24 protein-coding genes are annotated in these 26,200 nt (G+C 48.2%); 8 read left to right on the top strand and 16 right to left on the bottom strand.

Features of this window, described 5'->3' with window-relative positions; genetic code table 11:
• Window positions 1–5 precede the first annotated feature (5 nt).
• From SB752_RS07820 to SB752_RS07795, 6 genes are all read left to right on the top strand, one after another.
• The gene (locus tag SB752_RS07820) at window positions 6–995 is read left to right on the top strand and encodes an ABC transporter ATP-binding protein (protein WP_410715121.1); all 990 of its coding nucleotides are present in this window, start codon (window positions 6–8) and stop codon (window positions 993–995) included.
• Window positions 996–1,090: 95 nt separating this feature from the next.
• Window positions 1,091–1,879, top strand: coding sequence for a sensor histidine kinase (locus SB752_RS07815; protein ID WP_410715120.1), 789 nt, complete (start codon window positions 1,091–1,093; stop codon window positions 1,877–1,879).
• A gap of 4 nt (window positions 1,880–1,883) precedes the next feature.
• Window positions 1,884–2,588, top strand: a complete 705-nt coding sequence (locus SB752_RS07810; RefSeq protein WP_103105685.1) for a response regulator transcription factor — start codon at window positions 1,884–1,886, stop codon at window positions 2,586–2,588.
• Window positions 2,585–3,919 (top strand): sodium:solute symporter family transporter, encoded by a 1,335-nt coding sequence (locus SB752_RS07805; protein WP_410715119.1) that lies wholly within the window; start codon window positions 2,585–2,587, stop codon window positions 3,917–3,919. Before SB752_RS07810 ends, SB752_RS07805 begins: the two co-directional genes overlap by 4 nt.
• Before the next feature lie 34 nt (window positions 3,920–3,953).
• On the top strand, window positions 3,954–4,853 hold the full coding sequence (locus tag SB752_RS07800) for a DMT family transporter (RefSeq protein WP_410715118.1): 900 nt from the start codon (window positions 3,954–3,956) through the stop codon (window positions 4,851–4,853).
• 113 nt (window positions 4,854–4,966) lie between these two features.
• Complete coding sequence (locus SB752_RS07795; RefSeq protein WP_410715117.1) at window positions 4,967–5,419, top strand: hypothetical protein; 453 nt, start codon at window positions 4,967–4,969, stop codon at window positions 5,417–5,419.
• 78 nt (window positions 5,420–5,497) lie between these two features.
• On the opposite strand, the gene SB752_RS07790 is transcribed toward SB752_RS07795, so the two are convergent.
• The 9 genes from SB752_RS07790 to SB752_RS07750 form a co-directional block, all read right to left on the bottom strand.
• Window positions 5,498–6,331 (bottom strand): carbohydrate ABC transporter permease, encoded by an 834-nt coding sequence (locus tag SB752_RS07790; protein ID WP_410715116.1) that lies wholly within the window; start codon window positions 6,329–6,331, stop codon window positions 5,498–5,500.
• Entirely contained in the window at window positions 6,332–7,282 is a 951-nt protein-coding gene (locus SB752_RS07785; protein WP_410715115.1) for a carbohydrate ABC transporter permease, read from the bottom strand.
• A gap of 18 nt (window positions 7,283–7,300) precedes the next feature.
• Window positions 7,301–8,641 carry an ABC transporter substrate-binding protein gene (locus SB752_RS07780; RefSeq protein ID WP_410715114.1) on the bottom strand — a complete coding sequence of 447 codons (1,341 nt, stop codon included), beginning with the start codon at window positions 8,639–8,641 and terminating at the stop codon, window positions 7,301–7,303.
• A gap of 113 nt (window positions 8,642–8,754) precedes the next feature.
• Window positions 8,755–9,243 (bottom strand): DUF4358 domain-containing protein, encoded by a 489-nt coding sequence (locus SB752_RS07775; protein ID WP_410715113.1) that lies wholly within the window; start codon window positions 9,241–9,243, stop codon window positions 8,755–8,757.
• A gap of 23 nt (window positions 9,244–9,266) precedes the next feature.
• A complete protein-coding gene (locus tag SB752_RS07770) occupies window positions 9,267–10,415 on the bottom strand; it encodes a DHHW family protein (protein ID WP_410715112.1) in 1,149 nt (382 codons plus the stop codon).
• Between the two features lie 14 nt (window positions 10,416–10,429).
• Complete coding sequence (locus SB752_RS07765) at window positions 10,430–11,836, bottom strand: MBOAT family O-acyltransferase (RefSeq protein ID WP_410715111.1); 1,407 nt, start codon at window positions 11,834–11,836, stop codon at window positions 10,430–10,432.
• 35 nt (window positions 11,837–11,871) lie between these two features.
• Complete coding sequence (locus SB752_RS07760) at window positions 11,872–12,558, bottom strand: GDSL-type esterase/lipase family protein (RefSeq protein WP_410715110.1); 687 nt, start codon at window positions 12,556–12,558, stop codon at window positions 11,872–11,874.
• Between the two features lie 237 nt (window positions 12,559–12,795).
• Entirely contained in the window at window positions 12,796–14,619 is a 1,824-nt protein-coding gene (locus SB752_RS07755) for a sensor histidine kinase (protein ID WP_410715109.1), read from the bottom strand.
• Window positions 14,616–15,293 (bottom strand): response regulator transcription factor, encoded by a 678-nt coding sequence (locus SB752_RS07750; RefSeq protein WP_410715108.1) that lies wholly within the window; start codon window positions 15,291–15,293, stop codon window positions 14,616–14,618. The genes SB752_RS07755 and SB752_RS07750 overlap by 4 nt, the downstream gene beginning before the upstream one ends.
• A gap of 181 nt (window positions 15,294–15,474) precedes the next feature.
• Between SB752_RS07750 and SB752_RS07745 the strand changes: the two genes are divergently transcribed.
• Window positions 15,475–16,359, top strand: coding sequence for a fructose bisphosphate aldolase (locus SB752_RS07745; RefSeq protein ID WP_410715107.1), 885 nt, complete (start codon window positions 15,475–15,477; stop codon window positions 16,357–16,359).
• An 80-nt stretch (window positions 16,360–16,439) separates the two neighbouring features.
• On the opposite strand, the gene SB752_RS07740 is transcribed toward SB752_RS07745, so the two are convergent.
• The 3 genes from SB752_RS07740 to SB752_RS07730 are packed head-to-tail and all read right to left on the bottom strand — an operon-like array spanning window position 16,440 to window position 19,806.
• A complete protein-coding gene (locus tag SB752_RS07740) occupies window positions 16,440–17,762 on the bottom strand; it encodes a serine hydrolase domain-containing protein (RefSeq protein WP_410715106.1) in 1,323 nt (440 codons plus the stop codon).
• Complete coding sequence (locus tag SB752_RS07735; protein WP_410715105.1) at window positions 17,762–18,826, bottom strand: P1 family peptidase; 1,065 nt, start codon at window positions 18,824–18,826, stop codon at window positions 17,762–17,764. Before SB752_RS07735 ends, SB752_RS07740 begins: the two co-directional genes overlap by 1 nt.
• A 44-nt stretch (window positions 18,827–18,870) precedes the next feature.
• A complete protein-coding gene (locus SB752_RS07730; RefSeq protein ID WP_410715140.1) occupies window positions 18,871–19,806 on the bottom strand; it encodes a dipeptidase in 936 nt (311 codons plus the stop codon).
• A 138-nt stretch (window positions 19,807–19,944) separates the two neighbouring features.
• Between SB752_RS07730 and SB752_RS07725 the strand changes: the two genes are divergently transcribed.
• Window positions 19,945–20,835, top strand: a complete 891-nt coding sequence (locus SB752_RS07725; protein ID WP_410715104.1) for a LysR substrate-binding domain-containing protein — start codon at window positions 19,945–19,947, stop codon at window positions 20,833–20,835.
• A 62-nt stretch (window positions 20,836–20,897) separates the two neighbouring features.
• Here the strand turns inward: SB752_RS07725 and SB752_RS07720 are convergent, their stop codons facing one another.
• The 4 genes from SB752_RS07720 to SB752_RS07705 form a co-directional block, all read right to left on the bottom strand.
• Entirely contained in the window at window positions 20,898–21,707 is an 810-nt protein-coding gene (locus SB752_RS07720; protein WP_410715103.1) for an alpha/beta fold hydrolase, read from the bottom strand.
• Between the two features lie 206 nt (window positions 21,708–21,913).
• Entirely contained in the window at window positions 21,914–22,906 is a 993-nt protein-coding gene (locus SB752_RS07715; RefSeq protein WP_410715102.1) for an LCP family protein, read from the bottom strand.
• A 75-nt stretch (window positions 22,907–22,981) separates the two neighbouring features.
• A complete protein-coding gene (locus tag SB752_RS07710) occupies window positions 22,982–23,779 on the bottom strand; it encodes a C39 family peptidase (protein WP_410715101.1) in 798 nt (265 codons plus the stop codon).
• 364 nt (window positions 23,780–24,143) lie between these two features.
• Entirely contained in the window at window positions 24,144–25,100 is a 957-nt protein-coding gene (locus tag SB752_RS07705) for a Gfo/Idh/MocA family protein (RefSeq protein WP_410715100.1), read from the bottom strand.
• Between the last annotated feature and the right edge of the window lie 1,100 nt (window positions 25,101–26,200).

Here is a 26,200-nt window from a genome sequence, read left to right as displayed (position 1 = left end):
CAAACATGATCACACAAGCAGAGTCCAAGAAAAAACCGTTGCTAGAAGTAAACAACCTCAAGCAGCACTTCCCGATCAAAGGCGGAATCTTTGGTCGGACTGTCAACCACGTAAAAGCCGTTGACGATATCAGCTTCACGATCTACGAAGGAGAAACGCTCAGTATTGTAGGCGAGTCCGGTTGCGGGAAATCCACCACCGGTCGTGCGATTCTCCGTCTGGACGAACCAACGAGCGGCTCCGTCCTGTTTGAAGGACAAGATCTGCTAGCGATGTCCAAATCGCAAATGCGCGACATGCGAAAGCATCTCCAGGTTATTTTTCAGGACCCGTTTGCTTCACTCAATCCACGTCAATCTGTGTCCCAAATTCTCGGTGAGGCGCTGGCGATTCAAAACATCGTTCCTGCGGGCAAGCGTCGCGAGCGAATCATCGAGCTGCTCGGCTATGTAGGATTGCGTCCAGACCAGATTGACCGCTTCCCGCACGAATTCAGTGGCGGACAGCGTCAACGGATCGGGATTGCCCGTGCCCTCGCCATGCAGCCTAAGCTGATCATTTGTGACGAGGCAGTATCCGCGCTCGACGTATCGATTCAAGCGCAAGTGCTGAATCTGCTAAAATCGCTACAGCGTCAGTTTAAACTAACCTATCTGTTCATTTCCCACGATTTGGGCGTCGTTCGCCACATTTCTGATCGGGTTATGGTCATGTATTTGGGGAAAGTAGTCGAGATCGCTGATAAAAAATCGCTGTTCGACAACCCGCAGCATCCTTATACACAGGCACTCTTGTCTGCTATTCCGGTACCAGACGCAACCAAAAAACAGGAGCGCATCATTCTGCGCGGGGACGTGCCTTCCCCAATCAATCCACCTACGGGATGCCGCTTTCACACTCGCTGCCCACATGCAGTGGAGCGCTGCAAAACAGAGACTCCGGAACTCACGAGTCTGCACGATACCCACCAGGTAGCTTGCCATCTCGTTCAATAGAGATTAAATTTTTCTAAAAAGAAAATAGATATCCAGGCAACATGATATGATGTAACTGCGAAAAATCACTACAGCTTCCGTACAGAAGGGATCTCATGATAAGCTTCGAAGGTTTCACGTTGCTCATTCTGTTGTTTATTTTGGCTCCTATCATAGGAGCTATTGCTTTATTGTTTTTGTTTATTTTTGAAAAGCGGATTGATCTTTTGGAGAACCGCAATGTAAAAATCGAGCTGGAAAAAGAGCTGCAAAAGGCTCTGTACAATCAACTGAATCAACAAATCCAGCCCCATTTTCTGTTCAATACGCTGAATGTTATTTTGAGTCTAGCCAGGCTCAATCGAACGAAGGAGCTGGTGAGAGCCCTAGAGGTCCTCTCCCAGTTTCTCAAGTTCAAATACAAGTCAACCGAGCCACTGATTTCCCTGTCCAGAGAAATTCAGTACACGGAGCAGTATTTGGAGATTCAAAAGCTGCGCTTCGGCAGTCGCCTCTCCATCCACCTTGATTGTCCTGATGATCTTCTGATGGCCTCTATCCCTCCCTTCGTCCTCCAAACCCTCGTGGAAAATGCCTTTAAGCATGGATTGGAGCGAAAGATGGGAGAAGCCCTGCTGGAAATTCGGATTAGCCCAAAGGAGGAAGATGTGCTGCTCGAGGTCATCGATAACGGCTCCTCTGGTCTCACAGCTTTTCAGGAGGATAGCGAAGCGGCAGTGGATCAACACCATGAGAAGAGCGGTCACGGATTGGACAACATCCGCAGGCGGCTCCACCTTTGTTTTGGTGATCATGCAAGCCTGGAGCTGACACCGGTGGCAGAAGGCGGAACCCATGTGACCGTGCAATGGCCCTTTATTTATGAACAAATCGACGTGAGGTGAGAGCATGAACGTTCTGCTAGTAGATGACGAACCGTTAGAGCTGGAACAACTGGAATATTTGATCCAGCCGATGTTTCCCTTGTGGAACCTGTACAAGGCGGCAGATGGCAGTCAAGCTATGGCTATCAGTCAGAAGGTGCCTCTTCATCTCGCCTTTCTGGATATTAATCTACCGGGAAAATCGGGGTTGGCGCTTGGCGAGGAGCTGCGAGCTCAGCATAAAGAAATTGAGCTGATCATCGTCACTGCCTATCAAGATTTTCATTATGCCAAGCAATCGATCCGTCTCGGTGTTGTAGATTATATTACGAAGCCTGTTATTGAAAATGAGCTCGTAGAGATTTTAAAAAAATATCAAAAAAGCCCGGCGCTCTCGGCATACACGCGAATCATATCCGATGCGATGAACATCATCCATCAAAAATTTGCTGAAAAACTTAACCTCGCTGATTTGGCGTCCGAGGTTCATATCAATCCTACTTATTTGAGTCGGCGGTTCCATGAAGAGGTAGGCGTTTCCTTTTCCGAATATCTCATGCAATACCGAATCCAAATGTCCAAGAAATTTTTGATTGGCCACCCTGACTGGAGCATTTCAACGGTAGCGGAGCGAACAGGGTTTAACAGCCAGCATTACTTCAGTACCATTTTTCGAAAAGTGGTCGGAAAAACACCAAAAGAATATCGGGACAAGGGGAATGTAACTTGACCTACTTATCATTTCGCGAGTACGTGATGGGGGCTGCCAAGATCGGCATTGGTCTCGGAGTCGTCTCCATTCTCGCCCGCTGGGTGACGGGCAACACCATCTTTGGCTCGCCTGAGGCATTGGTCAAATACGGGATCTTTGGCGGAATTGGCTTTGCCCTGATGGGAGCTTTTGCGCTCAGTGCCTTCGGTTTTTTGGGGCGCAGAGTGCGGCGTGAATTGTCTGAAGGGATGACGATCGGGGATTACATGCGGGGCAAGCTCCATCCTTTTGGCTACTGGCTGATGATTATCATTTTGCTCATCACGACTGTCGAAGGCATGTTCGTTCAAGGCATGGCTGGCGGAGTACTTCTGAACATCCTGTTTGGTCTGCCCATTCCACTCGGTCTGCTCTGCTTTTTTATTTTTTGCGTCCTGTTTGCCGGAATTGGCGGGATTCGTTCCATCCACCGATTTGCCATCGTTCAAATAGTCATTACCTTTGCGGCGGCGATCCTGATTCCCGTCTACTTTTTTGTGGGAAAGGGCGTAGAGCACGTCTACAACGGCTTGCGGTTATACCATCCGTATTTACTGGTAGTAAACAATTACGAAGGATTCTTTTTTATCATCACGGGGCTTTTAATCGGCTTTGGACAAGTCTTCGTCGATCAGGCTTCCTGGCAGAGGCTGTATATGATGGAGGAAAAGAAAGTCGTACCGACCTTTTTATTGTCAGGCTTGATTTTTGCGACGGTCCCCTTATCGTTTTCCTCGCTCATCATTATCGTCATCTTCACTGGCGGCTTCGATGATATTTACTCGCTGCTCTTTGATCTGGTACGGAAGATCGATACGATGTTTTTGCTTATTTTGTTTGTACTATGCTCATTTGGTGCCATCATGTCTGCCTTTGGTGCGGGTCTTCACTCGATGATCAGCCTTATGGTAAACAACGTCTATCAATTGTTTCGCCCGCATGCAACTGAGCGGCAAAAGATTCGCTTGAGCTATATTCTGGCAATCGCGATTGGCGCGCTATCATTTTGTCTCACCCTTTACTTTCAACCAACACTGCTTGACCTGCTGTTTTTCTTTGGGATCATTTACGCATCCCTCTTTTTGCCTGTTGTCGTTATCGTTCTGACGCAGGGTAAGGCACATAATTTTATTTTGATCAGTGCGGTAATTGGTTTAGCCGCCGGCTACGGCAGCAGGGTATTTGTGGACAACATGAAAGCGATCTGGATCGCTTCCTCCAGCACAGCCCTGACCTTGCTTGCGTACTTGTGCGTCACCTGGCTCTGGAAGCACTATTTCCGAACACCAGAACGACCTGATTCGCAATAAAACCGCTTTGATTGAACAGGAAGGAACGAATGTCATGCTACGCTCCTACTTACTGCTCATCTTTTGTGTCACCGCCTGGGGCAGTAATTTTGTATTCGGAAAAATGCTGGTCGCTGAGTTTTCCCCCCTCCTCTTGTCGGCGATGCGCTTATTGTTTATTTCTCTCTTTTTGCTGATCTGGGCAAAGGGGCGCTTGAAAATCCCTGCCCTCTCCCGAACAGACTGGCTGCTGCTGGCAGCACTTGGGATCGTCGGTGTCTTTATTAATCAATGGTCGTTTTATAAGGGACTTGTGACGGCTGATCCAACGACCTCGGCACTCATCTTGGCTTTGACACCAATTACGACTGCACTTTTGGCAGCGCTGTTTCTAAAGGAATCCTTGACCGGTCGCATGGCCATCGGTTCAGTAATCGGTACCGCGGGTGTGCTGTTCGTCATCTATACGGGGGCCGAGTTGCATTTTGACGCGGGCATTCTCTGGATTTTTCTGACGATGCTCACCTTTGCGGCATCCATTATTCTCGTCCGCGTATTGGGGCATCGGCTTCCTCCGCTCGTCACGACGCTTTTTTCCAATTTGATCGGATTTGGCTCCATGCTTCCATTTGTGCTCGTCAGCCTGCCTGCGGCAACCATAAGCCCGAGCCTTTCTTCCTGGCTGCTCTTGTTTGTCACTGCCGTGATCATGCACGGCATCGTGACCCTGATCTGGAATAGTCAGCTGCAAAAGGTCGGAGCTGCCAAAGCAGCGATGTTTTCCAACCTGGAGCCGTTTATCGCCATGGTCTTTGGATTTTTCCTCCTGGCGAAGCCCGTCACAGCTGTTCAATTATTTGGCGCCGTGCTAATCATTGGTGGCGTGACCTTGACCACTACCTCGAAAGAGCCTAAGCAGCAGCAACAAGGTCAGCTCAAGCCTTTCTCCTCGTAGTGACGATACCTGATCGTTAGCCAATTCCTTTTCATACAAAAAAGGTCGGAATTATGGTTGTGATTTACAAATCCTCTGGAGTATACTAGCAGTAAAGCGAGGAGGAGCGATCCATGTCTACTGTAAAGCTATCCCAATGGGAAACGATGTTGCTGGAGGCAGCTCGTGCCCATGGATTTGTTGATGAAGAAATCATTCACAAGCTGCGCTCAGGAAATACCGAGCCTTTTTTGGATATAGAGGGCGGCAAATACGATTTCACGCATCTTTTTGAGCTTTTCAAAAACGATCCGCAGACGCTGGAGACCGCGATCCGCGAGGGCTATCAAATCAAATTCACGACATTTAACGGAATCAAATTCCTTTTGAACAAACGATATGATATTCAGGCAGAGCGAGACTATCAGGTCGCCGGCGACACGCTGGATCAGGTGCCTCTCAAAGAAGATGCCCTTGCTTGGCTGAGACAAGCGATTTCGAAAAACTGGCGGATTGTTGAGCTTGAAAAGCGTGCAGACTCTGGTGAGACGCTTGTGCGCTTTGAACTGGCGCCCCCTGCCTCGTAGCAAATATAATATGTTGGCCTAGCAAAAGAGCACTCTCCCCAAGAGGAAAGTGCTCTTTTTTCATTCATAAGCGACTCGTCAGCCTTTGACTGCGCCCTGCGTCAGCCCTTCGACAAGGTATTTCTGGCAAAACGCAAATAACAGCATGGTGGGGATGACTGAAAGTACAGTAGCTGCTGACATCGCTCCCCACTCAATGTCGTACTTTTTGATAAAAGCATTCATGGCTACCGGAATCGTTTTGACCGACTCCTCGTCAATGAACAAGACTGCCATAATCAGCTCATTCCAGCACTGAACAAAGGCAAAGATGAATGTGGCGGCAATTCCCGGGAGCATGATTGGGACGATGACACGAAACAATGCGCTTATCCGGGAGCAGCCGTCCATCATCGCCGCTTCTTCAAGCGCCGTAGGAATACGCTGAAAGAAGCCAGACATGATGATCGTACAAAACGGAATGAGCATGACCGTGTAGATCAGCATGAGAGATGCCAGGCTGTTTAAGATGTGCATCTTGGACATCATGACATACAGCGGTGCCATGCCGATGAACATCGGGATCATCTGCGTGATCAAAAAGCCAAACATAACCTGGCGCTTGCCCCGAAAGGAAAAGCGTGCCAGCACATAGCCGCCAAGCATCGCGATGACGACCACGATGGACGAGGCGACAAGCGAGACGAGAAAGCTGTTCCAAATGTACATCTGAAAGTGGGATATCCGAAAGATTTCGATGTAATTCAGAAAAGTAACCTGTTCAGGCCAATAGCTGATCGGCAGTGAAAAGATTTCCTTTTGCCCTTTGAGCGATGTAATCACAATCCAGTACAGGGGAAAAATCGCGAAAGCCAAAAAGCTTCCCAGCACGACCACTCTTCCTGTCTTCCACCATAGATGGTCTCGATCCATCTAAAAGTCCCCTCCCTTCTCCACCTTGGTCGCTTTCACGTAGAAAACGGTAAACAGCAGCAGGATTAGCACGATGATGACTCCAATCGCCGATGCCTGACCGTAATCCTGACCGAAAATCACTTTGTCGATCATGTACGTCGCAAAAATATGCGTAGAGCCTGCTGGACCTCCATTTGTCATCGAATAAATGATATCGGGGAAGTTCAGTATCCAGATTACCCTGAGCAAAATTGTCACGAGCATGGTAGGCATAATGTACGGCAGTGTCACACTCCAAAACTGTTGAATTCGTCCAGCCCCATCCATCGCTGCCGCTTCGTACAGCTCCTCGGGAATCGATTGGAGCGCCGCTAGAATCATGATTGCAAAGAAAGCGACTCCGTACCAAATGTTTGCGATTATGACCGCAGCCATCGCCCATTTTCCGTCTGCTAAAAAAGGAATGGGAGCATCTATCAAGCCTGACCTCAGCAAAAGATCGTTGATCACGCCGAATTGCGCATTAAACATCCAGCGCCAGATCAGCCCGATCAGAAAACCTGACATCGCCCACGGAAAGAAGACAAACGCCTGATAAATTCCTCTCCCCCGAAAACGACGACGCATCATCAGCGCAAGTGCGAAGCCAAACAACAGCTGAAAAAACAAGGAGATAACTACCCAGTAAAAGCTGTTCATCGCAACCCGCGGGAATTCAGGACTCGTCACTACATTTACAAAATTGTCCAATCCGATAAACTCGATATTCATTAGATCAAACAAGGTGTAGTTTTGAAAGGACATGATCACGCCGCGCAAAAGCGGGTAGTACGTAAATACCGAAACAAACAATATAGCAGGCAAAAGGCACAGGAGGATGAATGCTCCTTCCCTCGTGACACGAAATGTCTTTTTCCGTTCCGGTACGAGCGGCTTCGTCTTTATGACGATGGGTTTTTGTGTTTGCACGACCGTCTTCCCCCTCGCCTATTTCCGTTCTGCCTTTTCTTTCGTCCAATACTGATCCCACTTCTTCAAGAGATCCTCTGCAGACAGCTGGTCTAGCAAATAGCTCTGAATATCTTTGTCTGCCGTGCTTTGCCACGCTCCCCAGCCCTTGTAATCAACTGGTCTGGAAACATCGAGGAAGGTAGCGGGCTGCTGATTCATTTCGATAAACGGCTTGAAGTAGCCCGACTTATAAAATTCATCTTCGGCTGCACTCTTCACTACAGGGATGACGGAGGTCTTTTTGGCAAAATGCGTGGCTTGCTCTGGATCGGATAGGAATTCAATCAGCTTCCACGCCTCCTCCTTATGCTTGGAATAGGCAGTCATCCCCCAGCCCGGGCCGCCTACGACCTGCTGAGCCACGCCAGATGGTCCGACTGGTATTGGAGCCGTAGCCCATGTGCCCTCCTGCATCTTTTCTTTGGCTCCGTCGATGACGTCAGGGTCCTGGATCAGCATAGCGGTAGAGCCTGCTACAAAGCCCTGCACCATTTCCTGAAAGCCCCAGCTCACGGAATCGGCTGGTGACGCTTCCTTGTACAGCTGTTTGTAGTAACGCATCGCTTCGAGAGACTCCGGCGTAGAAAAGAGCGTGCGTCCATCCTTTAAGAAAAATGCCGAAGCCGGATCTACTTGTGTGCCGTTGTACGCCCACATCGTGATCAGCGCGTAATCCCAGCCGGTCGAGCCTCCACGGAAGCTGTAGCCGAAGCGATTTTTCGCAGGGTCCGTCAGCTTTTTCCCTGCTGCCAAAAGCTCGTCCCACGTTTTCGGCACCTCTATGCCCGCTTCCTTAAACCAGTCTGTCCGGTAATACAGGACCCGCTGATACAGCCCATTCGGAATGTAGTACGGGGTATTATCAACCCATGTCGCGCGGCGCTTGGCTACATCTGTGAGCTGATCGTAATTTTGCCATTTGTCCGTGTACGGCTTCAAATTCTCAATAAACCCGTTCATCGAAAACTGCTTGGCATTGAATTCTCGCACTTCCAGTACATCCAGCTCTTCCTTTGCCATGAGCATCTGGGTAATTTTTTGGTCTGCTCCCTCAAACGGAGGGGAAATTAAATCGACTTTGATACCCGGATTTTTTTCTTCAAACTTTGCGAGCATTCCCTTCAACATCTCGGTCCGTTGTGGACTGGTAATGCTCTCAACCATCTTCAGTTTGACGGTTTGTCCGCTCTGCTCACTACCTGGCCCAGGCGCCGGTGACTTAGCCTCTGGAGTAGCGGAAGGCTGGCTACATCCTACCAGCATTGCTGTCGCGACACTCACTTGGAGTGCCATAGAAATCCAGGAACGAATTCCCATACACGAACCCCCTTGTTTATATTTGTAGGACAGTTCGTATTATAATAAATATTCTGAATAATTAGTTTTGATATCTTTACCAATGTTTGCATTATCTTTACTCGTTTTCGCTGTTAGGAAAGAGCCTCGTCAAAAACGGCTTCGATTGCCTCGATATCCTCAGAAACCACAAACAAAATATAGGATTGATTCGCTTTTAATACATGCCGTTCGACGAGGTAAAATTCCTTCGGACGGTAGTCCTTCAGCTTACGCTTCTGAGCTTCAATCCTCTCCCTGATTTTTTCCTGAACGCTTTCCACTTGATCCGCCTGTTTCACTTTGATCACAGCCAGTTCATTCGCCTTCACGTTGGAGGTCGCAGTGTACAGTACAAAGTCCTGGACTTCCTTTTCATCGATTTGGTACAGCTTCTTGAGTCTGTTCATATCCCCTTTTTGCATCTCTTCCAAAGAAACAGCTTGCTTGATGCGCTCTTCAACTTCACTAGCGGAAACGTCCTTGCTATCTTCGTTCATGCCGGAACAACCTACCAAATTGCCGCATAAGATCAAAACGACAGACAGGAAAAACAGACCATTCCGATTTCTTCTGTTCAGCATCGTTCTTGCCCTCCCTTGTTTTTTCATTCCACGGAATCTCCTACTTTTTTTATGGATGGATCTTCAAAAAATGTAGTGATGTTATACAAAATCAGCATTTCATCCATGTGCCGCTCTCTCGCAAGCTTCCATACATCCCCGTCGTAATATCTGAGGTCCACTACGTCAATTTCGCTGAAATGCGGCGTCAAAAAAGGGAGAAAGCTGTTGGCATACGAATCTTTCACGACGAGCAGTCTTCTTTTCTCCTGACTGCTTGTTTTGATTCGGATCAAGCCGTGATTCCCATTGAAAAACACGGTGTATTTATCCTTCTTGGCGAGATTTCCCATGTCGTACATCGAAATTGAGCTTTTCTGCTCATCGATATTTTCCACAGTCAAGCTCTCTTGCTCCCTCGGCTCGTAAAGCTCAATAGAGTCAGGCTGTACGTGCCTGAACCCGATTTTCGAATACAGAGAACCATAGAACCCGCTGGTAACCTGGCGAATGCTGAAATCCTCTTCATTCTTTGGTGTAAATCCCATCGACCTCCCCAGCTCTCGATAGGCGATATAAGCACCCTTGGTCGTCCAGTGATGGTCTGTCTTGTAATAAATCGGCTGCTCTTTGTTTGCCTCCAGCGCCGGATATACATCGATCCATCGAATGTTGCCCGGAAGAGCTCGCCTGACCTCGTCAGAGTAGGTCCGTTCATCACTGCCAGGGGCATAGCGCGGCAATTTGTCCGCAAGCACGGTAACAGCCGTAGGAACCAGCATCACATATTTGCGTAGCTTGGGCGAAGCCTCATCAAAAGCTTGAATCGCTTTTATCTTGTCTTGTACATCACCCTTTTCAGGACGGGTAAACTTTTGAAGCAAATACCCGTCCTTGCCGAGGTAAACTCCGTTGCTCTCTTTCTTTCCCATCCCCCGATCAACATTGGCTTTGAGTCCAATCCACAGGTTCCTTAGCATAAACTGATCGGATAAGTACGCTTCAAATTCCGAAGCAAACTTGCCTGACATCAGCTTGGAAAGCGAAAATTTCGGGAGCTGCTGCAGCATCCGGTTCTCCGATTCGGAAAAGTCTTCACTTGGGGTCAAGAGGTTGACAGCCAATATCGATCCGGTAAAAAGCAGCAGCAAAATGGCGATTGCACGATAGTAGGCTTGGGCGCATCCCTTCAAAATAAATCCCCTCCTTAAAAACGAAAGTATAGGAATGGATTGTACGTTACATGAACCAGATAGGCTGTTGACGCCACGAGCAGGATGAAAGAAAGGCCGAGAGCGGCAACCGATCCGAATCGCGCGAACTTGCTTCTGATAGTTAATAGTGCTTTGCGAGGCAGCGGGGTAGCGCAGAGTCCGAGGATGAGCAAAAGCAGGGCGTTCGTCGACAGATCGTAAAGCGACTGGTCGTCCATGAATCCATGTGCCCCCACACCAAACATCGTTCCGATAAAGAACATGGCTGCGGACAGATGCTCAAATTCGAAAAATACCCAGCCGATGATCACGATGAACAGCGTGTAGACATGGCTGATAAAGGCTGGGAAGCGCTGTAGCCATTTCAAAAGAAACAGCTTTTCGACCGTGACAAAAAAGCCAAAATACAGACCCCATATGATAAAATTCCAGCTCGCTCCATGCCACAATCCAGTGACAAACCACACCACAAACAGGTTTCTGAATTGCTTTTGCATACCAACCCGATTGCCGCCGAGCGGAATATAGATATATTCACGGAACCAGGTCCCCAGAGAAATATGCCACCTCCGCCAAAATTCCGTAATACTCTTGGAAATATAGGGATATCGAAAATTCTCCATGAATTCGAAGCCGAATATTTTCCCTAAACCGCGCGCCATATCGGAATACCCGCTAAAATCGAAATAAATTTGAAAAGTGAAAGCGATAATGCCAAGCCAGGCTGAAAGAACCGACAGCTCACCCGCAGGCGTCGCTTTCACACTCGTCCACAATAGTCCGATATTGTTGGCGAGAAGCACCTTTTTCGCAAGTCCCGTAATCACTAATTCCGCACCTTCCCCGAACCGGTCCAGTGTGACCTTGCGGGTGGTCAATTGCTCGGCAATCTCTCCGTATTTGACAATCGGTCCTGCCACAAGCTGCGGGAACATCGTCACGTAGGCGCCAAAGGAGATCAGATTCCTCTGAACAGGCACCTTCCCCCGGTACACATCGACAACATAAGACATTGTTTGGAATGTGTAGAAGGATATCCCTACCGGGAGTGGAAGTGCGTCTGCCTGCAAGTTCATGGCAAACAACAAATTCACATTGTCGATGACGAAGCTAGCATATTTGAAGAAGCCCAGAATTCCCAAGCTTCCCATCAAGGATAGGAGCAGAACTCCACGTGCTATCGCCTTGCGCTGCCTGTATTTTTCGATCAGAATCCCATTCACATAGTCAAATACGGTCGAGAAGATCATGAGGAAAATGTAGACCGGCTCGCCCCATGCATAAAAGATCAGGCTAGCGACGAGCAGGATGGCATTTCTGAGCGTATTAGGCGATGCATAGTAGATCAGAATAGTGACCGGCAGGAAAAGGAATAGAAATAATAGGCTGCTGAAGACCAATCCCTGTCACCTCCTGTTGTTGACCGCTTCGCTTGCTATTTCACTTGATCTTTCAGCAATTCCAACATGCTCGTATAAAACTCTGGTTTAAAATGAACGCCGTCCGAAGTGTGCAGATTTTTGTTGTCCGCAAATAGGGGGGATAAATCCATAAACTCGACCTTTTCTTTAGCGGCCAGTTCTTTCAAGCCCTGATTATAATCGCTTATATTTTTGTATCCGGGGAATTCCTTCTCCATTTCCGGCTTAACCGGAGTAACCGATAAAACCGTTATGGCGGCATCGGGAAGCTTCCTCTTGATGCCCTCTATCAATTTCTCGTAATAGTTCAGCGAATATTGCATGGGGTTATCGGTTATTTGGGGAGGCAGCAAGAGATCATCCGATCCCAGCATGATGAATACGAATTTCGGGTTGCGCTTGGTCAAATCATCCATGTTTTCTAACGCCAGCTCGGTTGTCTTTCCCGCGTCTCCTATGACATTCTCCTCATTCAAAACGTCATGGTAGGACAACCCCTCTGTAATGGAATCACCCAGAAACACGCTGTTTTGAAAGATTGTTTTATAGGAAGCTGCAGTTGCTGCCTCCGCCGAATTGACTTGAATGTGGGATGTCGGGCTTTGTTGGTTTTGGTCAGCTTGCTCATTGCCGCATGCTGACAAGGCCAAAGCGATACTTCCCATGAATAGCGTTGAAATTACTTTTTTTACCATGTCCATTGTTCTCTCCTTATTTGAAATTCATCTCTTCTCTCGTGGTGTCCGGTATTGAGCATTCCCCTTTCTTGTCACTTCCACAGTGAGTTTACTAGTCAGAGATGAAGATCAGATGCAGATTCTATCAAATTAATTTATAGAAACGTGGCTGCAGCGAGCCCGGGAAGCAACAAAAAAAGAAGCTTCCCACATAGGTCGGTAAACCCTTTGGGAAAGCTCCTTGTGTCTGGAACTGCCTGTCTACTCTTTTTTATTCAAATAAAAATAGAACATCACACCTTCGGATGTATTCCTTGCTCCATACGGCACGTTATGCAGCTCCAGTATCTTCTTGGCGATAGCGAGTCCAAGTCCTGTTCCTCCACTTGAACGCTGGCGGGACGGCTCGCCGCGATAGAAACGATCCCATATCTTCTCCAATTGCTCATCTGGAATATGGGCCCCCTTATTTTCGATCGTTACTTTCACGGTATTTTTCTCTTCAATAGCCGACACCATAATGGACTCTTGTTCTGGCGTGTAGCGAATCGCGTTTGTGAGAAAATTAACGATCACTTGCTCAATCCGGTTTTGATTGGCCATAACTTCGACCGATGAAAGCTGGGTATGCATGCGCAATTGTTTGTTCTCTATCTGCAACTGCAAATTTCGGCAGATGTGTTCAATCACCGTATCGATATAAAACGAGTCCAGCTTCAGCTTATAGGTGCCCGATTCATACTTCGCTAGCTCCAGCATATCTACGATCAGCAAATCCATTCTTTTCACTTCATCTTCCATCGCCGCAAAATAATACTCCCGCTTATGGCTCGCAACCCCGTCTCGAAGGATGGAGAGGCAGCTTTGAATGACGCTTAATGGGGTCTTCAATTCATGCGACACCCCGGAAATAAATTCTTTTCGCGTATTCTCCAGCTGCTTCTCCTTCTCAATGTCTTGCTCCAGCCGATGGATATGGGAATGCAGACGTTCGGAAAGCTCGTTGATATTCCTTGAAAGCTCGCCAATCTCATCCTTGGTCGTTACCGGAATTTTCTCAGAAAAGTCCAGGCCGGCCATTTTTTGCGTCGTCTGGTTAATCCGCAGCAGAGGACGGGCAAGCCAGCGGGAAAAATAGAACGATGCCAAGAGTACGAGCAGCAATGTGGCAACGATGATATAAATATAGTATCGCTGCATCACTCCCGCAGCTTCACTAACGGGCTGCAGCGAAGTCATCGCAAACATGTAAGCAGGCTTCCCGTTTCGATCTTCGATGCGATCCACGAATATTTTGTAATTCACATGGTTTTCTTCAAAGCTGATCATCTGACTTTCGTTTGCGCTGCTGTCATAGTCTCCGTATAGAAGATCCGCTTGAAAGACTTTGATCCGATCCAGAAACAAATGGTTGGTATAGCGCGAGATTCCGGACCCATCCGGAATTCGAACTTTCTCAATGGTTCCGCTGACAAGCACAGAAGGATATTTCTCATGATAAGCAGTCGGATTCTTAAATCGGGGAACGACTTCATACTCTTTATTCACCATCTGCTGGTTTGCCAGTTGATCTTCCTCTCTCAAATTGCGGTGACTCCTTCCCATCCGCTGCGGCACCAAATGATTATTCATGATTAAGCCTTCAATGGCGATCCCTCCCCCTTCTTTGATCCATGGATCAAGAAACGAAGCGCCTCTGCTAAAGTCCTCCACCTGCATGACCGTGTACAACGGAATGGTTATCGTTTTACCCGAAAGCTCGGGGAAGTCTTCGGAGCGTTCCAGTCTGACCTCCATGAAAAAATCGTCGGTCTGTTCCAGATTGCCCATGGCATCCACGATCGTAATCCAAGTGTTGTGTTTTTGATAAAATTCCTGTTCGAGTTTGGCCGCGTCCTCTGCGTCGCCGTCATTTTTCAGGTAGTCCTGTTGATAAGACTGGAGGGCTGTCTGTACATCCTCCACCTTTTGATGCTCATAAAATTGTTTGAAGAATACGGTTTGTCCCACATAAATGATCGCCAAAATGAACAGACATAACCCGGTCGTTACCAGAAACAGCTTGAGCACAATTCCCTTTTTCATGGCTGATCCTCGAATTTATAGCCTGATCGAACGACGGTGACAATGAATTTGGCATGCTCGCCCAGCTTGGAACGCAGATTGCGAATATGACTGTTGACCGTACGATCATCCCCCACGAAATCATATCCCCAAATTTTCGTGATTAATTGTTCCCTCGTGATAATGATCCCTTTATTTTTCATGAGATGCGCCAAAATTTCAAATTCCGTATGCGTCAAGCTACAGCTCGCCCCGTCGACCGAAACGGTACGGGATGGGAAATGAACGGTAATGCCGCAAATGGACAGGGTATCGTCCTCTGATTCCGGTTGATGCCGTCTTTGCAGCAGCCGTTTTGCCCGTGCCAGTAGTATGGCAGGACTGTACGGCTTCGTGACATAGTCGTCCGCACCCAGCTCGAAGCCAAGCAACGCATCATCCTCGTCCGAACGCGCTGTCAGTATGATGATCGGTACGTTCGACACCTTGCGAATGCGCTGGCACACTGACCATCCGTCCAGTTCAGGCAGCATGATGTCCAAAATGATCAAATGCACGTCATGCTCCTGGAATAACGCCAGCCCCTGTTTCCCATCTCCCGCCTCCAGCACTTCAAAACCTTCTTCGAGCAAATAATCCTTGATGACTTCCCGTAAAATAGGTTCATCTTCCACAATCAATATCGTCTTTGCCATGTAACAACCTCACTACGTTTTTTGAAAGCAGCACTTCTGCGACTGCCTGATTTACTGGATATCCTATCACGATTGCAAAAACTAGACAAACACGTTCAAGAGTAAACCTGCAACGGAAAGGTGCTATAATGAAAACGTTCAAGATGCCATTTACGTTCTGAAATAGGAAGGAGACTCACCCATGAATACAAAGCAATTGGATCGCATTCACACGGGAAAAGGGTTTATCGCTGCGTTGGACCAAAGCGGCGGAAGCACGCCAAAGGCGCTGTTGCAATACGGCATTCCAGAGGACAGCTATTCCTCAGAAGAAGAGATGTATGCCCTGGTGCATGAGATGAGAACGCGTATTATCAAAAGTCCTGCGTTTCATTCCGAGCATATTTTGGGTGCCATTCTTTTTGAGAACACGATGGAGCGTTTCATTGACGGGCAATTGACCGCCGATTATCTTTGGGAGCAAAAAGGCATCGTGCCTTTTCTGAAAGTCGATAAAGGGCTCGCCGAGCTGGAAGACGGCGTTCAGCTCATGAAGCCTATCTCCGGCCTGAACGACCTGTTACAGCGGGCACGGTCACGCAATATCTTCGGAACGAAAATGCGCTCGGTGATCAAGGAAGCCAATCCTGTCGGGATCAAAAAAGTCGTGGAGCAACAGTTTGAAATCGGCAACCAAATCGCTCAGATGGGACTGGTTCCGATTATTGAACCGGAAGTGGATATTCACAGCTCGGATAAGGTAGCATCGGAAAAGCTGTTGAAGGATGAGATCTCCGCTCAATTAGCTGCTCTGGGCAAAGACGTGAAAATCATGCTCAAGCTCTCCATCCCGACAGAAGACAACTTCTACCGCGATCTGATGGACGATCCACATGTCGTTCGAATCGTTGCTTTGTCAGGCGGCTACTCGCAAGCAGAAGCAAACGAAAAGCTGTCCCGAAACGACGGATTGATCGCCAGCTTCTCCCGCGCCTTGTCGCAGGACCTCACTGCTGGACAGTCTGACGAGGAATTCAACGCGACACTCGCTTCGTCCGTTCAAAGCATTTACAAAGCCTCTCTGTAAACCCGTAAAAAGATAGACTGCAAAAATCCCGTTCCACATTGAGTGTGAAACGGGATTTTTTATCTAGCAGAGAATACGCTCTAGGCACTCGCCCGAACCAGCATCCGAAGTCCTAGCAAAGCAGCCCACGCCTGACGTTCTGCCTTGAAGAAGAAGCGGAGGGGCATTTCATTTTCCACAAAGACGAGAGTGTCGCCAGCGCTTGCACGCAGCTCAAATTCGTCTCCCGCTACATCGGCTACAGGGATTCCTTCACGCAGAAAAATGCGTAGATCTCCACCTTCTGCTGATTGATATGTACCGACCAGTCTCTCCAGCTCGTCTTTGCTCGCCTCGTAGACTGGCTCTATCGGTTCTTTTTCCTCCACCGGCAGCTCCAGCGCTGCATTCACAGCTGCTAGCCATACATTGCGGATCGGCACATTGTCGAGATTGGATAACACTGCTACTACCAGTCCTTGTTCTGGGACAAAGCCAAAGTTGGATGATACGCCAGGCTGTCCCCCTCCATGCTCCACAAGTGTAGCTCCGTGATAATCAGGAGTCATTTTGAGGGCGTAGCCGTACCACGTATTTCTCGCCAATCTGTGGACCGGCTGCCACATCGTACGAAGCAGCGCTGCACTGGCTATTTCTTTTTTCTCATAGCAGCCGTCGTTTACAAACAGCTGACCGTACTTCATCAAGTCCAGTACGTTTGAACGAATCCCACCGCCCACCTCATAATTCCCGAGTGTTGGCCATGTCGCCTTCTCGATTGGTTTGCCCTCGCCTCTTTGCACATAAGGAACGGATACATCATCCAAGCGCGCTACCTCTTCGAGACTAAATGTGCTTCGATGCATCTCCAGTGGTTCCAGCAAATGATCCGTCATATATCTGCGGTAGAGTCGTCCAGTTACACGCTCAATAATGGCTCCCAGCAGCAAAAACATGTCATTACAGTAGCTAATATACTCACCGGGCTCTCCAAGCGGCTCGTAAGTGAGGGAGCCTACGTACTCCAAATGATCATTTAATTTCGTCAATTCTTCCCGGCGAAGCAGTGGTGGCACCCCTGAGGTGTGGGATAACAGATGACGGATTTTGATCTTTTCTGGATCTGCTTGTCCACCTGGACGAAAGGACGGAATGTATTTGCAAACGGGATCGTCAAGTGAAAGCTTTCCCGCTGCGGCCAGCTGCATGATTGCCACTGCCGTAAACGACTTGGTGACAGAGGCGATTCCAAATACAGTCGCTGGTGTTACTGGCTCCTTTGTATCCAATTCACGGACACCAAAGCCTTTTTGATAAATCACATGCCCATGACGTGAGATAGCAAGAGAAATTCCCGGAACGCGATGCTCTTCCATGAATTTTTCGACATAGGCATTCAAACTCGATTCACCTGCGAGCTTCATTACATCTCCCCCCATGCATGGACGATGCGCCCTTTTCTCCCTTTCGTCGCTTGCGCTTGCGTAAGTGAATTGTAAATCGCTTCTTCTGTCGCTTCAGCAGCCGCCGCAAACAGCTGATTCATGAGGGGATGTTCCTCTCGCAGCTGCACCCGCGACTCCTGATAGCCCTCTGCCTTGTGCATAATGCGCTGCGCAGTAGAAAAGGCGATCACAATATCCCCGCTGCCATGTCCAAAATGACTGCCTGTACGTCCCAGCCCGATCCCCGCGCGCTTTGCGACACGGAGCAGCTGTCGATCACTTAGCGGCGCATCTGTTGCCAGCACCATAATAATCGAGCCGTCCTCTGCTTTTTCTACGGAAGGTGCTTCTTTTAATTGATCAGCAAACAACTTGTCTCCTAAAAATTCTGTCTTGTTACCAAAATTACTGAGCACAAGCGCCCCTACTGTAAATGACTGCTCATCTCCTGCAATCACTCGTGAAGAAGAGCCTATGCCTCCCTTGTAGCCAAAGGCGACCATGCCTGTCCCCGCACCTACTGCCCCTTCCTCTACAGGAGCTTCTGATGCCCGCAGGATGGCTTCCCGGGCATCCTCTGGCGTAACGATACAGCGACGAATCGAATTGAGATGACCATCGTTGCATTCGCCCACCACGATGTTGATCGTCCCTGTCGTATCTCCGATTTCCTCATTCGTATCGAGCATGTATTGCAGCGTTCCCTGTGTCACAGCAGGCACGGAAAAAGTGTTGGTCAGCATGATCGGCGACTCGATCACACCCAGCTCGTTAACCTGGACGAGCCCGGTTGTTTTGCCGAAGCCGTTGATCACATAGCTGGCAGCAGTCACTTTTTCCCGAAACAGACTGTCTCCATGAGGCAAAATTGCGGTCACGCCAGTGCAAGCATAGTCTTCGTCCGCTCCCGCAAGCTCCTGCTTAATGGTCACATGACCTACGCGCACACCTGCTACGTCCGTAATATCATTTTTTTCCCCTGTGGGAAGCTGTCCAATCGTCACGCCATATTCCCGAATTTTTTGCTTTTTCTTTTGTGTCATCCTTCTATCCAACCCTTTCTCCCGTCACCTATGTAAAGGACCGCCTACAGAGGGCGATTGCGCAAAAAGTTTTCGGAGGCAAAGCCGCGTACTTCCTCCTCGGTGTAACGCTTTAATAGCTCATTGATCAGGTTTTGGCTGACACCCGCATGCTCCAGCCCTACTACCTTTGCCGTGATGCCATCAAAATCGGAGCCCAATCCGATGTTCCGTACTCCGCCCAGTGAGCAAAAATGCTCGATATGTCTGATCAAATCGTCAATCGTGGTCACTCCTGACTCCTTGATAAACATCGGGCAATAGACAACATGCACGTTTGCTCTTTTGGCGAACATCGCTTTTGCCTGCTCGTCCGTCAAGTTCCGCGGGTTGTTACAGATCGCTTTTGCGTTAGAATGACTTGCAATCGGGTATTTTGCTATTTCCATTGTATCCCAAAAGCTCGTCTCAGACAGGTGGGAAACATCGGTCAAGATTTTATGTTCGTTATGAAAGTGAATGATTTCCTTGCCAAATGTAGTCAAACCCGCGTTCCTCGGCTCCAAGACACCATCTGCCGCCAGATTCGCAGGGTTCCATGTCAGTCCCACCGAACGCACACCCAATTGATAAAGAATGTTCAGCTTCTTCAGATCATTCCCAATCGGCTCGACCCCTTCCAGCGTCAGGATCGCTCCGATTTCTCCCTCCTGCAAAAGGTCCAGCTCGTGCCATTCGCGAATCTGCTTCATCTCAGGATGTTTGCCCAGTACTTCTACATAAAAATAGTGGATTTGATCCAATGCCGCCTGAAACCTTTGGTCGGATGGCATGTCTGGAGACGTAAAAATGGCAAAGCATTGCACCTTTACCCCACCTTGCAGCAGGCGCTGTTTGTTGATATCCAGCTCCTTCGCATCAGCAAAGGCCAGATTCCCTTGTTTTTCCCAGATTTTCAATAACGCATCGCAGTGAAAATCAATAATATTCATGCTTGACATAGCCATCGCCGTCCCTCATTTTTTTCTGCAAAGTATACTACCTATTCTCCTGATTTTACGGTAAGGTATTTTGGAGAGCGATTCCAATAAAATATTGCAATAGGCATCTTCAAAAATTTGCATAATGGAGCCTAATCTATGAACATGGAGCAAATTGAGGCGTTTATTTTCGTCGCCCTGACTGGGAGCTTCAGTAAAACAGCTGATTTGCTATACCTCTCCCAGCCTACTGTCAGCATGCGAATCAAAGCATTAGAAACCTCGCTGGACTGTAAATTGTTTCAGCGCACGGGACATACAATCTCCCTGACCAAAGAAGGAGACTTGTTCCTCCCTTATGCCAAAAGTATCCTGCATATGCTGCAGGAAGGTCAACAAGCAATTCAGCGATCACATGGCGACGTTGAAGGCGAGCTCACGATCTCTGCGGTATTCGTCTCTGCCTTTTACATTTTACCAACCCTGATTGAGCAATTTCAGATGCTCTATCCCAAAATCAAGCTGACGATTCTTACGGGTCATTCCCATCAGGTTCTCGACATGGTGCTCAATCATGAGGTTTCCTTTGGAATTGCCAGAGCCGTCACCCATCCGCAAATCAATCGGATTCAACTGATGTCGGATGATATGGTGCTGGCGATATTTCCAGAGCATCCATTTGCTTTCCGGCACCAGGTCTCGATCGAAGAGGTTGCCCGCGAGCCGCTGATTTTGTTTAACCGCGGCTCTCTCGACTGGAAGCTGATTAATAACGCCTTCAGCCATTATCAGCTTCAAAACAACGTCGTGATGGAGGCAGACAATATCGAGGTCGTCAAACGGATGGTCAAGCAAAAGCTGGGGATTGCCTTTTTACCCCGTTTTGCCATCTCCAACGACGTGGACGAGGGTCAGCTGCAAGAGGTTGCCGTCCTCAACCTGCCGCAAATTAACCGGAACTTTGAGTTGATCTATTTAAAGGATACTCCGTTTCACGGGATCATGCGCACATTTGTTGACTTTTTGATGCAAAGTAAAGTCACGAACTGATAAAAAAAGCCCGTAGCCAACTGGTTACGAGCTTTTTGCCTTGGTTTTTTGCTGTTCCTTAATTATTTTGCGAGCTTGCTTGAACACATTTCTACAATCAATTCGTTTAATTTCTCCGGGCTATCGACGTTAGGCAAATGAGCGGCGCTTTCAAATGGCACCAGCCTGGCATTTGGAATTTCACTCGCAAGTCTCTCGGCTGTTTCGATAAAGTCGGGATGGTCTAATTGCCCGAGCACTACACATGTCGGTACACTCACTTCGCCAAGCCGTCCTCGCGGATCAGGCTGAAGCGCATTTGGCTTATTAAACTCTCTTGGCGGTTGGTTAAAGATATCGCGATAAATGTCATGCAGCCATGCTCGTCTTTGCTGCACGCGCCCTTTTTCTTCTGCTGGTCCATCTAAAACGAGGTGCAGGTTTAGGTCGAGAGCTTCATCTACTTGTCCGAGACTCATTGCTTCCATTATCTTTTTGAACCATTGCTGCCGGTCCTCCGAAGGTACCTCGAAGCCACCCGGGCATACGAGGATCAAGCGCTCTACCATTTCCGGATAGGCAAGCGAGAATTCTACGCTCACATAGCTGCCAAAGGATGCCCCAACAAACGTCGCTTTTTTGATGCCCAGTTCATTTAGCAAAGAATAGAGGTCTTCATACAAGGTAAAGGGCTGGCCCGGGTCAATCGACTTTCCGAGTCCTCGCATATCATAACGAATGACTTGAAATTTTTTCGATAGCACTTCCATTTGCGGCTCCCACATCCGGCTATCCAATGGGGCGCCGTGCACCAGTACGATCGGTTCTCCTACTCCTGCAATCTCATAATAAATATCCGTATCGTTTACCGATAGAAACCCTGTTTGTCCCATGATCTTCACCCTCTATTCAGAGAATTTGGACTTATCCCCTTCATGTTAACACAAGTACAAAAAGGAAAGTTTTGGATTTTTTGTGAATAGAAAACTGGCTTGCCATTCCTTTTCGCAGTGCGGTGGCTACACTTATACTGGATAACAAAAAAGGCTGCCGAGATTATCTCGACAACCCACTTTTTGCCCAAGGGACAAGCCGTTAGCTACTGTTGCTCTGATTTTTGTTCCTCTTGATTCGTGTCGTTCTCCTGTAATTGCCCTGTCACATATTGTTGCAGCTGTGACGTATTTACAGTGAGAACCGATGCTCCATGTATTTTTTCTTCCCGCAAAAGCTCCATCGGAGGAAGCTGCGCGGTTTGGATGGAGCCCGTGCCTTTATGCAAGCTAACAGCCAGCTGCAGCATTTTCTCTGGACTCATGTTTGTTTGGATGTACGGTGCCATTTCCTTCAACATGCTCGGCAGCGTTATCAGCGTAGAGGTTGATTGCAGCTTCTCGGCTACAGCACCCAAGAATTTGCGTTGGCGTTCCGTTCGAGTGAAATCCGACATGGCATCTTTGCGGAATCGTACGTACTGCAACGCCTTTTGGCCGTCCAGATGCTGCATTCCTTTTTTCAAGTTGATCTGATATTCTGGCTTATCGGTTGGGTCCAAATATTTCATATCTTTTTCCACTTCCAGATCTACACCGCCTACCGCATCTACCAGCTTGATAAAGCTGTCGAGATCGATGTAATAGTAATAGTGGACCGGGAGTCCGACCAGATCACTGACCGCCTTCATCGATAGTTCAGGACCACCGAAAGCGAGCGCTGCGTTGATTTTGTTTTTCCCATGGCCAGGAATGCTTACGTACGTATCCCGCAGGATGGAGAATAAATGAACCTGTTTTGTCACCGGTTCAATGGAGACGAGCAGCATGGAGTCTGATCGCCCTGCGTCTTCCACTTCCCTGCCATCCCCGCCTAGCAGCAAAATATTAACCCTCTCTGTCCCTTCCCACTCCGGCAATTCGTATACAGGAGGCTTTTGCTTTTGTACGACAGGCTCCTGAGATGCATTGCTCGTGACATCTACTTTTGGTTTGCTAATCGTCATGGCAAACTGCGCGAAGGAATACGTGTAGTAACCAACAATCCCAAAGCACAACAAGAGAATCGACATCGTTATCCACTTCAATTTTTTAAGCATGCAAAAAATATTCCTTTCTTTATTTAGCAATACTTGTCAATTGATTCATGCTTGGATAACATCATAACAAAAATATTAATTATCGACAATTTTCTCATTTTGCAAAATGATGGTAATCGCCTGCTTGCCCATTTGATTCCAGCCTTGTTCAAAGGTTGATACGGCTCTTCGGCTACTTTTTTCTGCACGTCTCAGAGGATCATGAAAATAAACGTAGGTGCCATCATACCCTGTGAGCAAAACGGAATGCTCATTACGTGTCGTCTGAATCGGTCCATCTGCGGTTTGCCATTTCACCGAACGGCTTGTATCCTGTGTGAACGTTGAGGTCACGATTACCCAGACAGGAATCCCTTGCCCTACGATGCTCGTCATATCGGAAAAATCGAGGCCCGACAGGTTCATGACCTGCTGACCAGCATATTTTCGTGCTAATTCCTCGATCGGCTTATGAAACACACCAAAGCCCGGATTTTTCGCATCATACATGTCTCCAACAAAGCCTTTATATGGGTTGCCCCATCGCATGTTATTGTCTCTGTCGTAGGTAAGAGGTGTAGGGTCCTTCACGATTTCATGGGCAAGCGTCATCTTATCCACAGTAAAGCCGTTATATTGAAGCAGCATAGCCAAGGTCGTCACTTCACACCCACGCGGCAATTCTGGTAATTGACTAAGATAAGGCGCATCCACCATAGGATGTGCTGCCGATTCCTTTTTCGTGTCGTCATTGGACCATATCGTTCGATCCTCTTTCGTCAGCCTGATGCTCGTTGACTGTGGTGATTTTTTAGCAGCCAGAATCGCTTCCTTCAGATCGTTAAAATCTAAAGCAGCATGATCCCCTTGGAACATGGTAAATTTTTTGCTCATAACTTTTTCCTGATCCGTCACATCGGTCTGCGAAAATGCTGTGGCTAGGGAACGTGCTAGCTGAAAGAACTGTTCGGGAAGGTGTTTGTTTTGTTGCAGGTAGAACACCAAAAAAACAGTGACCTGTATCAGGCTGATCATCAGAACGATGAGTAGAGGCCTCTTCCATTTCTTGATTATCAACGAGATATTCATCCATTTCTGCCCTTCACTTATTTACGTCGTATTCGTTTGCTATTCGACAATTCGATTCGTTTCCCTTTCCCTCACGGCTTTTTACTAATAATCGACAAATTTAAAAGACTCCCACACCACTTGAACAAAAAAAGGTTGCCGAGAAAACTCTCGACAACCTTGAATCGTCTTAGTCCTGACCCAGCAGCCCTTCTAGCACTCGCTGTACCGATACCCCCGTCTCAAACGTTACGAGGCGGCCTTCACCACCAGCCAAGGCAATCGCCAGCTCATCTAGCAAGAGCGACAGACGATCCAATGGTTGAATCTCAACGGCTGTCGGTGCTTCTCCATTTCCGCCAACAAACAGGCTTCCCCAGTTTACTACACTCAGTGTGCCTTCTGTTCCATAAATGCGGTAATCTAAATGCTCCTGATGCCCAATACCTGCCAAACCATTGACCGTAATCGGGGTACCGTCCGCCAGACGCAAATAAGCAGATACCCCTGTTTCGCAAAGTGTAGGGTCCTCTGGATACTCTACCTCCGAGCGAACGACCTGCAAATCGCCGAACAACGCATACGTCAAATGAGTGAAGTGAGGTAAAACCTCGCGGATGAATCCGCCCTGCTCACGACCGGACAACCAAGGTGTTTGCTGCCATGGACGCGGCCATTGATGGAAATGTGTCAGGATATCGATACGACGGATCGTTCCCAGCTTTTCCAAACGTCTGCGCAGCTCCGGAAAGATAGACTGGTAGTAGAGCGGGAAATTCATCGCATGAACGACTCCCGCTTCTTTAGCTGCTGCCAGCATTTCTTCTGCTTCTGCTAGCGAGTTGGCTAAAGGCTTTTCGCACAGCAAATGCTTTTTGTGTGCGAGGACATCAAGTGCAATGGAATGGTGGAATTTTGGAGGAACGGCTAAATAAATGACGTCCAGCTCTTCCTTTTCCAGCAGTTCTTTATAATCGGTGTACCACGGCACATCGCCGGACAGCTTGGCTGCTTCCTGCGCACGATCAGCAGAAACATCGCTCACTGCTGCTACCCGAAATTTTTCATGCGTGCGAATCGCATTCATCATACGCTCTCCCATGACGCCTGCGCCGATCACACCTACGTTCTGTTTGTTCTTGCTCATTTTGTTCCCTCGCTTTTTCCTGGAAGTATTTAACCTGACGTCAATATGTACACATACCCACTTCTCCGTTTATCAGAATATTCCTTGTGAATAAACGATTTGTAGAAAAAAAGAAGAGGGCGAGCTGTAGTGGAGGGGAGGAAAACGGAGAAAACGCTCCAGACTCTTGGAACACTAGCTTGGAGGATTCACTGGACGGCTACATGAAAAAAGTGAAACCGCGTCGAGCTGTAGTGCAGGAGAGGAAAACGGAGAAAATGCTCCAGATTCTTGGAACACTAGCTCGGGGGATTCACTGAACGGCTACATGAAAAAAGCGAAACCGCGTCCAAAGTGGTCGATTCAGGATGCTTCTCAGAGGTGGACGCTTAAAACCGTGTTTCTCTTTTTTCATTCCGCCTCGGTCTGTGTTCCAAAGATCTTCGCTTTTTCTCCGTTTTCCTCGGCCAGCTTTGGTGCTCTTATTGGCTTTTTTTAGAAGTAAATCAAGAGGATCTCTACAATTGCTCTGGAGTGTGGCTCAGATTTACCTCTGTAGCTTCATTTGATAGGCATAGTCCTTTGACACATACTCCCTTGATTTCTCTATTAAATAAAGCACCTAGAAAGCATTAACGCTCGCCGGAGAAACAGGTTTCCAGGCGCAGCGACTCTCGTAACCCTACTCAGCGGAGCAGTGATTTACGGGCAATAGAAACGTCACCTCTGCCTACGCTACGAAGCGGCTACCACTTTGACGTTTCCCCGTAAATTGCTGCGCAGCGGACAGTCCCTCTTCCATGCAGGGTGAAGACCGGAGCGCAGATCGGAAACCTGTTTCTCCCCCACCTCTATAATTAGGTGCCAGTTTAACGCTCTTCTTCCCTGATGCGCTATAAACAAGCACCTAGAAAGCGCTACCTCTTGCCGGAGAAACAGGTTTCCAGGCGCAGCGACTCGCATAACCCTACTCAACTGAGCAGTGATTTACGGGCAATAGAAACGTCACCTCTGCCTACGCTACGAAGCGGCTACCACTTTGACGTTTCCCCGTAAATTGCTGCGCAGCGGACAGTCCCTCTTCCTCGCAGGGTGAAGACCGGAGCGCAGATCGGAAACCG

This window comes from Brevibacillus sp. SIMBA_040 (assembly GCF_046535075.1).
GTDB lineage: Bacteria > Bacillota > Bacilli > Brevibacillales > Brevibacillaceae > Brevibacillus.
This window is presented reverse-complemented; position numbering and strand designations above follow the sequence as displayed.

Excerpts from the sequence above, each read along its gene's own strand:
- SB752_RS07820 (WP_410715121.1), top strand. The coding sequence starts at position 6 with ATGATCACACAAGCAGAGTCCAAGAAAAAACCGTTGCTAGAAGTAAAC.
- SB752_RS07815 (WP_410715120.1), top strand. The coding sequence starts at position 1,091 with ATGATAAGCTTCGAAGGTTTCACGTTGCTCATTCTGTTGTTTATTTTG.
- SB752_RS07810 (WP_103105685.1), top strand. The coding sequence starts at position 1,884 with ATGAACGTTCTGCTAGTAGATGACGAACCGTTAGAGCTGGAACAACTG.
- SB752_RS07800 (WP_410715118.1), top strand. The coding sequence starts at position 3,954 with ATGCTACGCTCCTACTTACTGCTCATCTTTTGTGTCACCGCCTGGGGC.
- SB752_RS07795 (WP_410715117.1), top strand. The coding sequence starts at position 4,967 with ATGTCTACTGTAAAGCTATCCCAATGGGAAACGATGTTGCTGGAGGCA.
- SB752_RS07790 (WP_410715116.1), bottom strand. The coding sequence starts at position 6,331 with ATGGATCGAGACCATCTATGGTGGAAGACAGGAAGAGTGGTCGTGCTG.
- SB752_RS07780 (WP_410715114.1), bottom strand. The coding sequence starts at position 8,641 with ATGGGAATTCGTTCCTGGATTTCTATGGCACTCCAAGTGAGTGTCGCG.
- SB752_RS07775 (WP_410715113.1), bottom strand. The coding sequence starts at position 9,243 with ATGCTGAACAGAAGAAATCGGAATGGTCTGTTTTTCCTGTCTGTCGTT.
- SB752_RS07760 (WP_410715110.1), bottom strand. The coding sequence starts at position 12,558 with ATGGACATGGTAAAAAAAGTAATTTCAACGCTATTCATGGGAAGTATC.
- SB752_RS07755 (WP_410715109.1), bottom strand. The coding sequence starts at position 14,619 with ATGAAAAAGGGAATTGTGCTCAAGCTGTTTCTGGTAACGACCGGGTTA.
- SB752_RS07750 (WP_410715108.1), bottom strand. The coding sequence starts at position 15,293 with ATGGCAAAGACGATATTGATTGTGGAAGATGAACCTATTTTACGGGAA.
- SB752_RS07745 (WP_410715107.1), top strand. The coding sequence starts at position 15,475 with ATGAATACAAAGCAATTGGATCGCATTCACACGGGAAAAGGGTTTATC.
- SB752_RS07740 (WP_410715106.1), bottom strand. The coding sequence starts at position 17,762 with ATGAAGCTCGCAGGTGAATCGAGTTTGAATGCCTATGTCGAAAAATTC.
- SB752_RS07735 (WP_410715105.1), bottom strand. The coding sequence starts at position 18,826 with ATGACACAAAAGAAAAAGCAAAAAATTCGGGAATATGGCGTGACGATT.
- SB752_RS07730 (WP_410715140.1), bottom strand. The coding sequence starts at position 19,806 with ATGTCAAGCATGAATATTATTGATTTTCACTGCGATGCGTTATTGAAA.
- SB752_RS07725 (WP_410715104.1), top strand. The coding sequence starts at position 19,945 with ATGAACATGGAGCAAATTGAGGCGTTTATTTTCGTCGCCCTGACTGGG.
- SB752_RS07720 (WP_410715103.1), bottom strand. The coding sequence starts at position 21,707 with ATGGGACAAACAGGGTTTCTATCGGTAAACGATACGGATATTTATTAT.
- SB752_RS07715 (WP_410715102.1), bottom strand. The coding sequence starts at position 22,906 with ATGCTTAAAAAATTGAAGTGGATAACGATGTCGATTCTCTTGTTGTGC.
- SB752_RS07710 (WP_410715101.1), bottom strand. The coding sequence starts at position 23,779 with ATGAGCAAAAAATTTACCATGTTCCAAGGGGATCATGCTGCTTTAGAT.
- SB752_RS07705 (WP_410715100.1), bottom strand. The coding sequence starts at position 25,100 with ATGAGCAAGAACAAACAGAACGTAGGTGTGATCGGCGCAGGCGTCATG.